Source organism: Variovorax robiniae, assembly GCF_037889955.1.
Lineage (GTDB): Bacteria > Pseudomonadota > Gammaproteobacteria > Burkholderiales > Burkholderiaceae_C > Variovorax > Variovorax robiniae.
Map to the genome: position 1 here is coordinate 402,412 of NZ_JBBKZS010000003.1, position 14,235 is coordinate 416,646.

At 67.3% G+C, this 14,235-nt stretch carries 12 protein-coding genes; 10 read left to right on the forward strand and 2 right to left on the reverse strand.

The features are described from left to right. Window positions 1-109: 109 nt before the first annotated feature. Together WKW79_RS10050 and WKW79_RS10055 are read left to right on the forward strand one after the other, a co-directional pair. Window positions 110-2,854 carry a DUF4118 domain-containing protein gene (locus WKW79_RS10050; RefSeq protein WP_340334999.1) on the forward strand — a complete coding sequence of 915 codons (2,745 nt, stop codon included), beginning with the start codon at window positions 110-112 and terminating at the stop codon, window positions 2,852-2,854. Window positions 2,855-3,044: 190 nt separating this feature from the next. Continuing rightward, window positions 3,045-4,595: an FAD-dependent oxidoreductase gene (locus tag WKW79_RS10055; protein WP_340335000.1), complete on the forward strand. Its 1,551-nt coding sequence runs from the start codon at window positions 3,045-3,047 to the stop codon at window positions 4,593-4,595. Window positions 4,596-4,623: 28 nt separating this feature from the next. Here WKW79_RS10055 and WKW79_RS10060 read toward each other — a convergent pair whose 3' ends face one another. Further along, the gene (locus WKW79_RS10060; RefSeq protein WP_340335001.1) at window positions 4,624-5,553 is read right to left on the reverse strand and encodes a LysR family transcriptional regulator; all 930 of its coding nucleotides are present in this window, start codon (window positions 5,551-5,553) and stop codon (window positions 4,624-4,626) included. Between the two features lie 93 nt (window positions 5,554-5,646). On the opposite strand from WKW79_RS10060, the gene WKW79_RS10065 reads away from it, so the two are divergent. The 3 genes from WKW79_RS10065 to WKW79_RS10075 are packed head-to-tail and all read left to right on the forward strand — an operon-like array spanning window position 5,647 to window position 8,390. After that, window positions 5,647-7,020: an acyclic terpene utilization AtuA family protein gene (locus WKW79_RS10065; RefSeq protein ID WP_340335002.1), complete on the forward strand. Its 1,374-nt coding sequence runs from the start codon at window positions 5,647-5,649 to the stop codon at window positions 7,018-7,020. Beyond that, complete coding sequence (locus WKW79_RS10070) at window positions 7,017-7,379, forward strand: AtuA-related protein (protein ID WP_340335003.1); 363 nt, start codon at window positions 7,017-7,019, stop codon at window positions 7,377-7,379. The genes WKW79_RS10065 and WKW79_RS10070 overlap by 4 nt, the downstream gene beginning before the upstream one ends. Window positions 7,380-7,418: 39 nt before the next feature. Continuing rightward, the gene (locus WKW79_RS10075; RefSeq protein ID WP_340335004.1) at window positions 7,419-8,390 is read left to right on the forward strand and encodes a Bug family tripartite tricarboxylate transporter substrate binding protein; all 972 of its coding nucleotides are present in this window, start codon (window positions 7,419-7,421) and stop codon (window positions 8,388-8,390) included. A gap of 24 nt (window positions 8,391-8,414) precedes the next feature. Here the strand turns inward: WKW79_RS10075 and WKW79_RS10080 are convergent, their stop codons facing one another. Next, window positions 8,415-9,404, reverse strand: a complete 990-nt coding sequence (locus WKW79_RS10080; protein WP_340335005.1) for a S1/P1 nuclease — start codon at window positions 9,402-9,404, stop codon at window positions 8,415-8,417. Window positions 9,405-9,602: 198 nt separating this feature from the next. On the opposite strand from WKW79_RS10080, the gene WKW79_RS10085 reads away from it, so the two are divergent. From WKW79_RS10085 to WKW79_RS10105, 5 genes are read left to right on the forward strand one after another with little or no spacing between them, the layout of a single operon-like run. After that, the gene (locus tag WKW79_RS10085) at window positions 9,603-10,415 is read left to right on the forward strand and encodes an ABC transporter ATP-binding protein (RefSeq protein WP_340335006.1); all 813 of its coding nucleotides are present in this window, start codon (window positions 9,603-9,605) and stop codon (window positions 10,413-10,415) included. Next, window positions 10,399-11,115 carry an ABC transporter ATP-binding protein gene (locus WKW79_RS10090; RefSeq protein ID WP_340335007.1) on the forward strand — a complete coding sequence of 239 codons (717 nt, stop codon included), beginning with the start codon at window positions 10,399-10,401 and terminating at the stop codon, window positions 11,113-11,115. The genes WKW79_RS10085 and WKW79_RS10090 overlap by 17 nt, the downstream gene beginning before the upstream one ends. Then, on the forward strand, window positions 11,115-11,987 hold the full coding sequence (locus tag WKW79_RS10095) for a branched-chain amino acid ABC transporter permease (protein ID WP_340335008.1): 873 nt from the start codon (window positions 11,115-11,117) through the stop codon (window positions 11,985-11,987). Before WKW79_RS10090 ends, WKW79_RS10095 begins: the two co-directional genes overlap by 1 nt. Further along, window positions 11,984-13,015, forward strand: a complete 1,032-nt coding sequence (locus WKW79_RS10100) for a branched-chain amino acid ABC transporter permease (protein WP_340335009.1) — start codon at window positions 11,984-11,986, stop codon at window positions 13,013-13,015. Before WKW79_RS10095 ends, WKW79_RS10100 begins: the two co-directional genes overlap by 4 nt. Next, window positions 13,012-14,223 carry an ABC transporter substrate-binding protein gene (locus tag WKW79_RS10105; protein WP_422823858.1) on the forward strand — a complete coding sequence of 404 codons (1,212 nt, stop codon included), beginning with the start codon at window positions 13,012-13,014 and terminating at the stop codon, window positions 14,221-14,223. Before WKW79_RS10100 ends, WKW79_RS10105 begins: the two co-directional genes overlap by 4 nt. Window positions 14,224-14,235 lie beyond the last annotated feature (12 nt).

The window sequence follows — 14,235 nt, forward strand, 5'->3', positions numbered from 1 at the left end:
GGTCGGGCCGGGTGTCGACCCATTCAAGGAAGCACCAGTATCGAAGGGACGCCGACATCGGCATCACCATCGGCGCCCTTCGCGTCTCTAAGCTCCTAGACTCCGGCCGATGAACGATTCCTTCCGCCCCGACCCTGACGCGTTGCTCGCGCAACTGCGCGCAGAGGGCGAGCGGGCGCAGCGCGGCAAGCTGCGCATCTACTTCGGCGCGAATGCCGGCGTGGGCAAGACCTGGGCGATGCTCAGTGCGGCCCGGCGCGAACGCGCGGCCGGGCGCGACGTGCTGATCGGCGTGGTCGAGACGCACGGCCGCAGCGAAACCGCGGCGCTTCTGACAGGCCTGGACACGCTGCCGCTGCGCGAGGTGCCGTACCGCGGCCGCAAGCTCGCCGAGTTCGATCTCGACGCTGCCCTGGCGCGCAAGCCCGCCGTGCTGCTGGTGGATGAACTCGCCCACACCAACGCCCCCGGCTCACGCCATGCCAAGCGCTGGCAGGATGTGCAGGAACTGCTGGCCGCGGGCATTGACGTCTGGTCGGCCATCAACGTCCAGCATCTCGAGAGCCTGAATGGAACGGTGGGCGCCATCACCGGCGTGCGCGTGCATGAAACCGTGCCGGACACCGTGCTCGACGACGCCGACGAAGTGGTGCTGGTCGACGTCACGCCTGACGAACTCACGGCGCGGCTCGCGGCCGGCAAGGTCTATCTGCCGCAGCAGGCCGAGCGCGCGGCGCAGAACTTCTTCCGCAAGGGCAACCTCATCGCCCTGCGCGAGATCGCATTGCGGCGCACGGCCGAACACGTCGAGGACGACGTGCGCGGCTGGCGCGTCGAGCAGTCGGGGCCGCAAGGCGACGCGGGCCCGCCGGCCTGGAACACCTCGGGCGCCATCCTCGCCTGCGTCGGGCCGCACGAGGGCGCGGGCCAGACGGTGCGTGCGGCGGCACGGATGGCCGGCCAACTCAACGTGCGCTGGCATGCGGCCTATGTCGAGACACCGCGCCTGCAACGCCTGGACGCGACCCAGCGCGACCGCATCCTGGCGATGCTCAAGCTGGCCGAGGAACTCGGCGCGGAGACCGCCGTGCTCACGGGTGACGACGTGGCGGCGCAACTCGCCGCGCAGGCGCAACGGCTCAATTGCGCCACGCTGGTGGTGGGGCGCGCCGAGCCCGCTTCCGGATGGCGGCGCTGGTGGCCCTCGGCCGTCCTGACGCGCGAGCTGGCGCGCCAGGCACCCGGCATCGACATCGTCGAAGTCGCCCGTGCGGACAAGTCCCGCCGCCTCGCGCAGGCACGCCCTGCGCGGCGGGACGATGGCGGTGCGGAAGACGTCGGTCGCTCGCATGCGGGATGGCCCGGCTACGCATGGGCTGCCGGCATCAGCGTGGCGATCACGCTGCTGGCCATGCCGCTGGCCGGCGTGCTGGAGCTCACCAACATCGTGATGCTGTTCCTGCTGGGCGTGGTGGGCGTGGCCATGCGTCTGGGTCGCGGCCCGGCGGCCCTTGCCGCTGTGTTGAACGTGGCCGGATTCGACTTCTTCTTCGTCTCCCCGCGCATGTCCTTCGCGGTCAGCGACGTGCAGTACCTGGTGACCTTCGCGGTCATGCTGGGCGTCGGCCTGCTGGTGGGGCAGCTCACCGCGGGACTGCGCTTCGCGGCCGGCGTGTCGACCAGCCGCGAGCGGCGCGCGCAGTCCTTGTTCGAGCTGACGCGCGAACTGTCGGCCGCGCTGGAAAGCGCGCAGGTGGCCACGCTCGGCGCGGCCGCGGTGCAGGGCCACTTTGGCGGCCACGCCGTGGTGCTGGTCACCGATGCCAGCGACCGCCTGGTGATGCCCGAAGCGCCGCCGCCCGGCTTCGATCGATCCGTGGCCGACTGGGCCTTCCGGCACGGACAAGCCGCCGGCCTCGCGACATCGACGCTCGCGGCCCAGCCGTGGCACTACGTTCCGCTGAAGGCGCCGATGCGCGTGCGGGGCGTGCTGGCACTGGAGCCAGCCCAGCAGCGCTGGCTGCTGATTCCCGAGCAGGCCCAGCAACTCGACACGCTCGCGCGCCAGATCGCCATTGCGCTGGAACGGGTGCACTACGTCGAGGTGGCGCAGCAGGCGGTCGTCGAGATGGAGTCGGAGCGGCTGCGCAATGCGCTGCTCGGCGCGATCTCGCACGACGTGCGCACGCCCTTGACCGCGCTCATCGCGCTGGCCGAATCGCTGCAGGCGCTGCCCGAGGCCGCAGGCCAGATGGGCGAGACGGCGCGTGCCATCGTCGCGCAGGCGCACCAACTGCATGCGCTGGTCAGCAACCTGCTGGACATGGCACGCCTGGAAAGCGGCATCGCAGGCGGCGCCGTCAACCTGCGGCGCGACTGGCAGTCGGTGGAAGAGGTCGTGGGATCGGCCATCCGCGCGGCGCGGCCTGCGTTGGCAGATGCGCTGGTGCAGACGCAGTTGCCCGCGGAACTGCCGCTTGTCGAATTCGATGCGGTGCTGATCGAGCGCGTGCTGGTCAACCTGCTGGAGAACGCGGCCAAGTACGGCAAGCCCCCCGTGGTGGTGGCGGCCCATGTCACGCCCAGGAGTCTGGTGATGAGCGTGCGCGACCATGGTCCGGGGCTGCCCGCTGCCATGCAAGGCCGCGAGCAGGATCTGTTCGAAAAATTCACGCGTGGGCAGGCCGAATCGGTCACACCGGGCGTCGGGCTGGGCCTGGCGATCTGCAAGGCGGTGGTGAACGCGCATGGCGGCGAGATCGCCGCGCGCAATGCCATGGGCGGCGGCGCGGAATTCACGGTGACGCTGCCGCGTCGCGATGCGCCGTTGCCTGTCGACGAAGCCAACAAATAGCGGAGGACTTCTCCATGCCAAGTCGCGTTGCCATCGCAGCGCGTCTGGCCGATCGGTTCTGCTGCCGGGCGGCGAGCGCGCCGCAACAGGCGCCATGCGCCATCGGGTTTGCGGACCTCGCGCCACGCGAGTACTGTGCGGTCTGCCTTCGTGTCTTCGATGCCTGGATCACTCCAACAAGCCCACGACCATGACCGACTCCACCCCACCCGACCTCAAGGCCGGCGTCCCGCTCGAACACATCGCCGATGGCGCGATGCTCCCCGGGCAGATCGACGGCGAAGACGCGCTGCTGCTGCGCCAGGGCGATGCCTTCTACGCCATCGGCGCGCAGTGCACGCACTACCACGCGGCGCTTGCCGACGGCCTGCTCTGCGGGCACGTGCTGCACTGTCCGATGCATCACGCGCAGTTCGACATCCGCAGCGGCGCGTCGCTGTGCGCGCCGGCCTTCGACGACCTGCCCTGCTGGCGCGTCGAGCAAGCCGGCGGGCGCGTGTTCGCGCGCGAGCGCATCGTCGCGGCGCCGCGTTCGCGCAAGACGAGCGACGCGCCGCTGGACGACGTGGTCATCGTCGGCGGCGGCGCGGCCGGACTGGCCGCCGCCGACAAGCTGCGGCGCGAAGGCTACGAGGGCCGCCTGACGATGCTCAGCGCCGACGGCGATCCGCCCTGCGACCGGCCGAACCTGTCGAAGGACTTCCTCGCCGGCACGGCGGAGCCCGACTGGATTCCGCTGAAGCCCGACGACTGGTACCGCGAGCAGCGCATCGACCTGCGGCTGAACACGCGCGTCGAGACGATCGACGTGACCGCACGCAAGCTGCGCGTGGCCGGCGGCGAATCCATGCCCTTCGGCGCGCTGCTGCTCGCCACCGGCGCCGATCCGGTTCAGCTTGAAGTTCCGAGCGCAGCGCCGGGGCAGGTGCTGAGCCTGCGCAGCTTCGCCGACAGCCGAGCGATCGTGGCGCAGGCTGCAACGGCCCGCTCCGCGCTGGTGATCGGCGCGAGCTTCATCGGCCTGGAGGTTGCCGCATCACTGCGCACGCGCGGCCTGGAGGTGCACGTCGTGGCGCCGGACGCGGTGCCGATGCAGCGTGTGCTGGGGCCGGAGCTCGGCGCCTTGGTGCGCGACCTGCATGCCTCGCACGGCGTGAACTTTCATCTGGGCACGAAGGTGACGCGCGTGGATGGCCGGCGCGCCACACTGGCAGACGGCACGGTGGTCGAGGCCGACCTGGTCGTCGCAGGCGTCGGCGTGCGGCCGTCCGTCGCGCTGGCCGAACAGGCCGGGCTCGCGATGGATCGCGGCATCAGCGTTGACGCGTACCTGCAGACCAGCGCACCGTGCATCTACGCGGCCGGCGACATCGCGCGGTGGCCCGATCCGCATTCGGGCGAAAGCATCCGCGTCGAACACTGGACGCTTGCGGAACGCCAGGGCCAAGTCGCCGCGTTGAACATGCTCGGCCGGCAACAGCGCTTCGACATCAGTCCGTTCTTCTGGAGCCAGCATTACGACCTGACGCTGCAGTACGTGGGGCATGCGGAGCGGTGGGATGCGATCGAGATCGATGGCTCGCTGGAGGCGCGGGATTGCACCGTGCGCTATCGGCTGAGCGGGCGGGTGCTGGCTGTCGTGACGATCGGGCGCGACCTGGACAACCTGCGTGCGGAGCGCGAGCTGGAAGGCGATGTGGCAGCCGGACAGCCTGTGCCGGTCGGCACGCCGGGTGCCTGACCTGCGACACGCCGATCGAGCAACGCACTCAACCCGCGATCATGTCTTCGACCTTGAGCGATCCCATTCGCTGGAGGATCAGGTCGTGCAAGGTCTGCGCCGCGATGGAAAGGCTGCCCTCCCGCCGTTGAACCAGATGGATCGTGCGGCTCAAGCCTCGTGCCGAGAGCAGGCGGGTCACCAGCGATTTGCGCTGGAAGTGAAACAGCGTGAGCGTGGGCACGACACTGATGCCGACGCCCGCTTCGATCAGGCCCGTGACCGTCGCCAGGTGTTCCACTTCGAAGACGGTGTTCAGCCGCAGCGGATGCAATGCGGCATCCAGCGCCTGGCGCACGCTGCTGTTCCGCGTCATCTGGATGAAGGGATAGGGGGCGAGTTGTTTGGGGGACAGGCGGTCTTCCTTCGCCAGCGGGTGATCGGTCCGGCACACCAGGTGGAAGCGGTCCGTGCACAACTTCATGCTTCGCAAGTCGGGCGCCGAGCTGGACTGGCCCCCGCTGGCGGAGAGGGCAAAGTCGGCTTCGTGATTGCGAACACGCGCAATGCACGCATCCGACAGCGCGTCATGCAACTCCACGGTGATGCCCGGCCATGCGCGCATGAACTCCGCCAGGATCTCGGGCAACCAACCGGCCGCGAGCGAAGGCAAGGCGGCAACGCTCACGCGCCCCTTGCGCCGCTCCACGCGATCCGCAAAGTCACCGATCAGGTCCTGCATGTCATCGAGCAGGCGCCTCGCCGAGCTTTCGAACTGCAGGCCTTCGGGTGTCAGTTGCACGCTTCGCGTGTCGCGGTCGAACAGTCGCGCGCCCACCGTGTCCTCGAGCGTCCGGATCAGCGTGCTGAAGGCCGGCTGCGACAGGTGACACCGCTGCGCCGCCCGCGTGAAGTTGCGCTGGTCGGCCAGCGCCGCGAACGCCCGAAGCTGCCGGGTCGAGAGATCAGCGATGGGCATGGTTATTTGAATTTTGGATGAACTGATTCGAACTTTCAATTTTACCGATAGAACCCTTGTCCGTACATTCGCCCCACAAGAGACGAACCACCCATGAATTCATCGACTGTTCCTTTGTTGATTGGCTGCGCGGCCGGCTTCTCCGGCGACCGCACCGACGCGGCTGGCCCTGTGGTCGACACATTGATCGAGCGGCTTTCCGCGGGCCTGCACGGGCAGCGCGCCTTTCTCATCTTCGAGACGCTGGCCGAACGCACGCTGGCACTGGCGCAGTTGCGACGCCGCGCGGATCCGGAGGCAGGGTACGAGCCCTTGCTCGACGAGATGTTGCGTCCGGTGTTGCTGCGCTGCCTGGCCAACGGCATCCGCATCGTCAGCAATTTCGGCGCCGCCAACCCGCGTGCGGCGGCTCGGCATATCGCGCGGATCGCGCAGGAACTCGGCGCGGCGGCACCACGCATCGCGGTCGTCGAGGGCGATGACCTGTCGGCGCCCGCCCAGCGCGCATCGCTGCGCGAGCAACTCGGCCCGCAACTCGATGGGCTGCGCATCGTCAGCGCCAACGCCTACATCGGCGCGGAACCCATCGCAGCGGCGCTCGACGCCGGCGCGCAGATCGTCGTCTGCGGCCGGGTCGCGGATCCATCGCTGACGGTCGGCCCCGCCATGTCGCATTTCGGTTGGCGCGCCAACGAGTGGGAAAAGCTCGGCCGCGCCACCATGGCGGGTCACATGCTTGAATGTGGCGCACAGGTGTGCGGCGGGTATTTCGCGGACCCGGGCTTCAAGGACGTCCCGGGGCTGGACAACGTCGGCTTTCCGATCGCGGAGATCGACGCCGATGGGCAATGCGTCATTGGCAAGTCGCAAGGCACCGGCGGCCTTGTGAGCGAAGCGACGGTCAAGGAGCAGCTGCTCTACGAAGTGCATGACCCAGCGGCCTACCTCACGCCGGATGTCATTGCCGACATCGAGGAGGCGCAGGTGAATGAAGTGGGCGCCGACCGCGTCGCGCTCACTGGCGTGCGCGGCCATGCACGACCGACGCATTACAAGGTCAATGTCTGCCACGAGGGCGGCTGGCTCGCCGAGGGCGAGATTTCGTATGCAGGCCCCCGTGCGGAGTCGCGGGCGCGCCTGGCGGCCGATGTCTTGCGCAGCCGCCTGAAGGACTTGAAGCTGCGCGTCGACCTGATCGGCGCCCTCAGCATCCTCGGCGATGACGCGGGTCGTACGCTGGCAGCCACGGCAGACAGTGGTGCGCGCGACGTTCGCCTGCGCGTCGCTGCCACGCACGATGACCGCGCCCAGGCCGAGCGCCTGGGCCGGGAAGTGATGGCGCTCTACACCTGCGGCCCGGCCGGAGGCGGCGGTGTTCGCAGCACGCTCACGCCGCGGCTCAACACGATCTCCTGCCTGCTTCCGCGCGAAGCGGTGCCGGTGCATTTCGAAATGGTGTCGCCATGAGTTCGATCACGGTTCCTCTCTATCGCGCCGCGCATGGCCGCACCGGTGACAAGGGCGATCGCTCCAACATCAGCGTCATCGCCTGGCATCCGGACCTGTTCCCCTTGCTCGTCGAGCAGGTCACGCCGGAAGCCGTGGCCCTGCAGTTTCGTCATCGGGCGCCGAGCCACGTGCAGCGCTTCGTACTGCCCAGGCTGCACGCGATGAACTTCGTGCTCGACGCGGTGCTCGACGGCGGCGTGAACGATGCGCTGAACCTCGACACGCACGGCAAGTCGCTGTCCTTCCTGCTGCTCGACATGCCGATCGACGTGCCTCCCGCCTTGCAACATCTGCTGGCCGGTCCGGCCGAATCCTGATCCCCCTTTGACATCCATCACCTTCCGGAGACAACACAGATGAACCGAATCCACTCCATCGCGCTCGCGGCAGCCGCTGCCTTCGCCGTGGTGCCCCAATTGGCACAGGCCGAGAGCTTCCCCGACAAGCCCATCACCTTCGTCGTTCCCTTTGCCGCCGGAACGGCCACCGACCAGATCGCACGTGCCATCGGCAACGGTGTTGCGGCCGAAACGAAGCAGGCCGTGGTCATCGACAACAAGGCCGGCGCCAGCGGCTTCATTGCCTCGCAGCAAGTGGCCAAGGCGGCGCCGGACGGCTACACGGTGCTCATCACGACCAACACCACGCATGCTGCCAACGAGCACCTGTTCAAGAAGTTGCCTTATGACCCGGTGAAGGACTTCGCGCCGATCACCGCGCTCGGCAAGGGCGGCCAGATCATGGTGGTCAACCCATCGTTCCCCGCAAAGACGGTGGCCGAGTTCGTTGCGTTGGCGAAGAAGGAGCCGGGCAAGTACAGCTTCGGCAGCGGCAGTTCGTCGAGCCGGATGGCGGGCGAGTTGCTGCAACAGATGGCGGACATCAAGCTGCTGCATGTGCCCTACAAGAGCAACACGCTGGCCGTCACCGACCTGCTCGGCGGCCAGATCAACATGATGATCACCGACACCGCCACCGGCCTGCCGCAGGTGAAGGCCGGCAAGCTTCGTGCACTGGGCATGTCGAGCAGCAGCCGCTCGCCGCTCGCACCCGATGTCCCGACCATCGCCGAGGCCGGCGTCAAGGGCTACGAGATGGGCTACTGGTTCGCCGCCTATGCGCCCGCCAAGACCCCACCCGCCGTGGTCAAGCGCCTCAACGAATTGCTGGTCAAGGCCGCGAAGAGCGAAGCCGCCAAGACTGCCTTCTACGAGCCCACCGGGACAGAAGTCTTCACCACGTCGCCAGAGGAAATGGCGAAGTTCCAGGCCGGCGAATCCCAGAAGTGGGGCCGCATCGTGAAGGCCGCCGGGATCGAGGCGGAGTAGACAGGGAAGGGGTCAGGAGGGCGATCAGTGCCAGATCGCCCTGAGCACCTGCGCGAGCCGCGCGCCGGCCTTGGCGATCTCCTGGCGCTGGACATCCGCCTTCAGCTTTGAATAACCGGCCGGCAGCTGGACGGCGTGGTGATGATGGGCATCCTCGGCGGCGTAGGTGATGCCATCGAACGCGACCTTCCCCTTGGTCAGCGTTTCAGTCGCCCATGCCGTTGACCAGCCCGACAGGTCTCCCGCAGTCACGGGAACGGCCCGCGCGAGCTTCATCATGTCCGCCGGAGGTGGCTGCGACGCCAGGCTCGAGGGCACCGAATCCCATTCGGCATGGAGCTTCCTCGAGCCGATGTACAGGTCGTTGCCGCCGTGCGTTTCGGTCTTTGCATCGAAGGTGCCCTCGTCCGGATCCACCACCTTGCCCGTCGCGTCTACGTAGACGGAGACCACATGCAGCGGTTGGTGGATGTCGCCGACGTAGTGCGACAGCAGGCGCAACGCTTCCTTCTTGCTCGCGATGTTGAAGGGTGGCGGACACGGCTCGCCCTGGAGCACTGCGATGGTCGCCGCAATGGCCGCGACGACGTCCTGGTCGGCGGTTCCAACCAGCCCCTTCTTGTAGGTCGCGCGTTGCACGGCGACGTCGGTGTAGTGGTACTGCTTGTGGCAGGCCTCGGTGTTGTGCTGCGAGGTGCAGTTGCCCACGTTGCGGCGCACGAAGGCTTCCATCTGCTGCTCGCTCGCCGGGTTCTCGTAGATGGCGCAATCGGCGAATCCGGTCTTGACGTACTTGAAGGTCGTCGGACTCACGGCCTTGGCGCAATCGGCCCAGACCGCGGAGGTGCGCAGCGTGTTCCCGAGGATCTTGCGGACCTCCTTCGCGGTTGGCGTTCCCGCGATCAACGCATCTGCGATTGCGCCCACGGCCATGTGGCCATCGGGCCCGTAGGCGAATGCGCTCCCGCATGCGACGGCGCAACCGAAGGCCAGGGCGCACAGTCTCTTTGACATGGGATCTCCTTGAGATGCGTGACGAGCATCGAGCCTAGCCGCTTCCATCTTGCGATGGCGCCCCCACGCCGAAGGAGGAACCACGCTGCAAGGCCTTGGCGCATGCCGAAACCCCAAGACAGGGCAAGCGAGCATTGCAGTCACTTCTGTTCTTCCTTATAACAATCTATAACAATTCACTTCCCTCGCGGAGACTCGATGGACGATGTGGCATCCCGCGCCGAGCCCTTGCTCAGCGTGCGTGGTTTGACTGTGCGCTTCGGCGGCATCGTCGCGCTCGACGCGGTCGGCTTCGATGTCGCGCGTGGCCATGTCTGCGGGCTGATCGGCCCCAACGGTGCCGGCAAGACCACCCTCTTCAACTGCCTCAGCCGCCTGTACCGCTACCAGGAAGGCGACATCCTCTTCGAGGGCCGCTCGATCACGAACCTGCCGACGCATGGCATCGCGGGCCTGGGCATCGGCCGCACCTTCCAGAACCTCGCGATGTTCCGCACGCTGTCCGTGCTTCAGAACGTCATGGTGGGCGGCCACTCGCGTTCGTCCGCTGGCTTCCTTGCCAGCGCGCTGCAACTGCCGCAGGTGAAGGCCGAGGAGCGCCAGCAGCGCGAGCGCGCCGAGGAGATCATGGTTTTCCTCGCGCTTACGCCCGTCGCGGCACGGCCGGTGGGCACGCTGCCCTTCGCGACGCAGAAGCGCGTCGAACTCGGCCGGGCGCTGGCCGCCAACCCCAAGCTGCTGCTGCTCGACGAGCCGGCCGCCGGCCTCAACCACGAGGAACTCGACGACCTCGCGCGGCTGATCCGCGAGATCCGCGACCGCCTCGGCGTCACGGTGCTGCTGGTCGAACACCACATGGGACTGGTGATGGGCGTGTCCGACCGCATCGTCGCGCTGAACTTCGGCCGCAAGATCGCCGACGGCACCCCGGCCCAGGTCCGCGACGACCCGGCCGTCATCGAGGCCTACCTCGGCGCACCGGCGGAGAAGCGACATGCAGAGCCTGCTTGAAGCACGCGGCCTCACCGCGACCTACGGCGCGACGCAGGTGCTGCACGGCATCGACTTCACCGTGGAGCAAGGCCGCATCACCGCCTTGCTCGGTGCCAACGGCGCGGGCAAGACCACCACCCTGCGCGCGATCTGCCAGATGATGGTGCGCACCGGCGGCACGCTGTCCTTCGAGGGACGGTCGCTGGCGGGCCTCGGCACCGAGGATGTGGTCCGCCTAGGCGTGGCGCATGTGCCCGATGGCCGCGGCACCTTCACTGCCCTCACGGTCGAGGAGAACCTGCGCCTGGGCGCCTACCTGCGGCGCGACAAGGCCGGCGTGGCGCAGGACATGGACCGCATCTACGCGCGCTTTCCGCGCCTGCGCGAGCGGCGCATGCAGCAGGCTGGCACGCTGTCCGGTGGCGAGCAACAGATGCTCGCCATCTCGCGCGCGCTGATGCTCCGGCCCAAGCTGCTGCTGCTCGACGAACCCTCCTTCGGCCTGGCACCGCTGATCGTGCGCGAGATCTTCTCGATCATGCGGCGCATCAACGCGGAGGACGGCGTCAGCATCCTGCTGGTCGAGCAGAACGCGACGCAGGCGCTGGAACTGGCCGATGCGGTGGTGCTGCTGGAAACCGGCCGCGTCGCGATCGCCGGACGGGCCGACGACATCCGGCGTGACGAGGCGCTGCGCCGCGCCTACCTGGGGTACTGATGGACGCACTGCTGCATCAAATCTTCTCCGGCCTGGCGACAGGATGCATCTACGGCTCGATCGGGCTGGCGCTGGTGATGATCTACCAGGCCACGCACCACATCAATTTCGCGCAGGGCGAGATCGCGACCTTCTCGACCTTCATCGCCTGGTCGCTGCTGCAGAAGGGCTGGCCGTACTGGGTGGTGTTCGTCGTCACGGTCGCCCTCTCCTTCACCGGCGGGCTGGCGATCCAGCGGCTGATCGTGCGGCCGGTGGAGCGGGCGCCGGTGCTGACCAACGTGATTGTGTTCATCGGCCTGCTGGTGATCTTCAACTCGCTCTCCGGCTGGATCTTCGACCACACGATCAAGGCCTTCCCAAGCCCCTTTGCGCAGGACTCGGCACTGGCCACGCGCTTCTTCTCTGCGCATGAACTCGGCACGGTGGGCGTGATGCTGTGCGTGCTGCTGGGACTGTGGGCCTTCTTCCGCTTCACGCCGATCGGCCTCGCGATGCGTGCGGCGGCGCAGAATCCGGAGTCGGCCCGGCTCGTTGGCATCCGCGTGTCGTGGATGCTGGCAATGGGCTGGGGCCTGGCGTCGGCCATCGGTGCGGTGGCCGGCATGATGATCGCTCCGACCGTGTTCCTGGACCCGAACATGATGACCGGCATCCTGATCTACGGCTTTGCGGCGGCGCTGCTTGGCGGCATCGACAACCCCGCCGGCGCGGTGGCCGGCGGCTTCATCGTCGGCGTGCTGGAGAACCTGCTCGGCGCCTACGTGATCGGCACGGAATTGAAGCTCACCGTCGCGCTGCTGCTGATCGTCGGCACGCTGACGCTGTTCCCCAATGGCCTGTTCGGCCGCAACGTGGTGACGCGCGTATGAACGACCGCCAGAAAAAGCTCGCGTGGATTTTCGGGGCGCTGCTGGTGGTGGCGCTCTGCGTGCTGCCCTTCATGGTCAAGAACTACCGGGTGTTCCAGTTCAACCTGGTGCTGGTCTACGCGATCGCGATCCTCGGGCTGAACATCCTGACCGGCTTCAACGGGCAGATCTCGCTCGGCCATGGCGCTTTCTTCGCGATGGGCGGGTATGCGGCGGCGATCATGATGGATCGCTTCGGCCTGCCCTACTGGTCGACGCTGCCGGTGGCGGGTGTGCTGTGCTTCTGCATCGGCTTTCTCATGGGCTTTCCGGCGTTGCGGCTGGGCGGGCATTACCTCGCGCTGGCCACCTATGCCTTCGCGCTGGCGGTGCCGCAGTTGCTGAAGTGGAAGTTCATCGAGCACTGGACCGGTGGCGTGCAGGGCATCGTGCTGAGCAAGCCGGAGCCGCCGTTCACGTTCCGCTTTTTGGGTCAGCCGCTGAACGCCGACCGCTGGCTGTTCTTCTTCACCTGCGCGGTGACGGCGATCATGTTCCTGCTCGCGTACAACCTGCTGCGCGGGCGGACGGGTCGCGCGCTGATCGCGATCCGGGACCATCCGATCGCGGCGACGGCGATGGGCATCAACCTGCCGATCGTGAAGTCGACGGCCTTCGGCATCTCGGCCGCCTACACCGGCGTGGCGGGTGCGCTCGGCGCGATCTGCGTGGCCTTCGTCGCGCCCGACAGTTTCTCCGTGCTGCTGTCGATCACGCTGCTGGTCGGGCTGGTCGTCGGCGGACTGGCATCGATCCCGGGCGCGTTCTTCGGCGCGCTGTTCATCCAGTTCGTGCCGAACGTGGCCGACGAGCTGTCGAAGTCGGCGCCGTGGGCGATCTACGGCGTGCTGCTCATCGGGATGATGTACCTGATGCCCACCGGCGCGATGGGCTTGCTCAAGGGTGCGTGGGCACGCTTGCGGCCGGCAGCCGCGCCCGACACGAAATCCCCCAACCCGGCTCTGACCCCCAGGAGACATCCGACATGAAGCTCATGAAAGCGTGGACCCTTTCCTTCGCATTCGGCCTCGCCGCCGCAATGCTTGGCACGACGGCGATGGCGCAGAAGAAGTACGACCCCGGCGCCGACGACAAGGAGATCAAGATCGGCCAGATCGGCCCCTACTCCGGGCCCGCGTCCGCCTACGGCACCATCGGCAAGACCATCGGTGCCTACTTCGACAAGGTCAATGCCGAGGGCGGCATCAACGGCCGCAAGATCAAGTACCTGCCGCTCGACGATGGCTACAACCCGGCCAAGACCGTCGAGATGGCGCGCAAGCTGGTCGAGGAAGAGGAAGTGCTGCTGGTCTTCAACCCGCTCGGCACCGCGACCAACACCGCGATCCGCAAGTACCTCAACGACAAGAAGGTGCCTCAGCTCTTCGTCGCGACCGGCGCGACCAAGTTCGGCGACCCGAAGAGCTTCCCCTACACGATGGGCTGGCAGCCGCCCTATGCGGCCGAGGCGCGCATCTACGCGCAACATTTGCTCGAGTCCCAGCCGAACGCGAAGGTCGCGGTGCTCTACCAGAACGACGACTTCGGCAAGGACTACGTGCAGGGCTTCGAGGAAGGCCTGGGCGACAAGGCCAAGGCGATGATCGTCTCCAAGCTGAGCTACGAGGTCACCGACCCGACCATCGACAGCCAGATGCTGAGCATGAAGTCGTCCGGCGCGACCGTGTTCTTCAACATCACGACACCGAAGTTCGCGGCCATGGCCATCAAGAAGGCCGCGGAGATCGGCTGGAAGCCGACCCACTACCTGACCAACGTGTCGATCTCGGTCAGCTCGGTGATGGAGCCGGCCGGCCTGCAGAACGGCGCGGGCATCCTGACCGCGCTGTACGGCAAGGACCCGACCGATCCGCAATGGGCCAACGACGCCGGCATGAAGGACTGGCTTGCCTTCATGAAGAAGTACTACCCGGCCGGCAGCCTGACCGATGCCAACAGCGTCTACGGCTACGGCGTGGCACAGACCATGGTGCAGGTGCTCAAGCAATGCGGCGACAACCTCACGCACGAGAACGTGATGAAGCAGGCGGCCAACCTGGACATCACGCTGCCGATGTCACTGCCGGGCATCAACATCAAGACCGGGCCGGATGACTTCTATCCGATCGAGCGGGAGCAACTGGCGAAGTTCGATGGGAAGACTTGGGTGTTGTTTGGGAAGGTTTACGGGCGGTGAGAGCAACGGCCG

What these genes read in the sequence shown, in the direction of transcription:
- WKW79_RS10050 (WP_340334999.1), top strand. Translation starts at nt 110, where the DNA reads ATGAACGATTCCTTCCGCCCCGACCCTGACGCGTTGCTCGCGCAACTG.
- WKW79_RS10055 (WP_340335000.1), top strand. Translation starts at nt 3,045, where the DNA reads ATGACCGACTCCACCCCACCCGACCTCAAGGCCGGCGTCCCGCTCGAA.
- WKW79_RS10060 (WP_340335001.1), bottom strand. Translation starts at nt 5,553, where the DNA reads ATGCCCATCGCTGATCTCTCGACCCGGCAGCTTCGGGCGTTCGCGGCG.
- WKW79_RS10065 (WP_340335002.1), top strand. Translation starts at nt 5,647, where the DNA reads ATGAATTCATCGACTGTTCCTTTGTTGATTGGCTGCGCGGCCGGCTTC.
- WKW79_RS10070 (WP_340335003.1), top strand. Translation starts at nt 7,017, where the DNA reads ATGAGTTCGATCACGGTTCCTCTCTATCGCGCCGCGCATGGCCGCACC.
- WKW79_RS10075 (WP_340335004.1), top strand. Translation starts at nt 7,419, where the DNA reads ATGAACCGAATCCACTCCATCGCGCTCGCGGCAGCCGCTGCCTTCGCC.
- WKW79_RS10080 (WP_340335005.1), bottom strand. Translation starts at nt 9,404, where the DNA reads ATGTCAAAGAGACTGTGCGCCCTGGCCTTCGGTTGCGCCGTCGCATGC.
- WKW79_RS10085 (WP_340335006.1), top strand. Translation starts at nt 9,603, where the DNA reads ATGGACGATGTGGCATCCCGCGCCGAGCCCTTGCTCAGCGTGCGTGGT.
- WKW79_RS10090 (WP_340335007.1), top strand. Translation starts at nt 10,399, where the DNA reads ATGCAGAGCCTGCTTGAAGCACGCGGCCTCACCGCGACCTACGGCGCG.
- WKW79_RS10095 (WP_340335008.1), top strand. Translation starts at nt 11,115, where the DNA reads ATGGACGCACTGCTGCATCAAATCTTCTCCGGCCTGGCGACAGGATGC.
- WKW79_RS10100 (WP_340335009.1), top strand. Translation starts at nt 11,984, where the DNA reads ATGAACGACCGCCAGAAAAAGCTCGCGTGGATTTTCGGGGCGCTGCTG.
- WKW79_RS10105 (WP_422823858.1), top strand. Translation starts at nt 13,012, where the DNA reads ATGAAGCTCATGAAAGCGTGGACCCTTTCCTTCGCATTCGGCCTCGCC.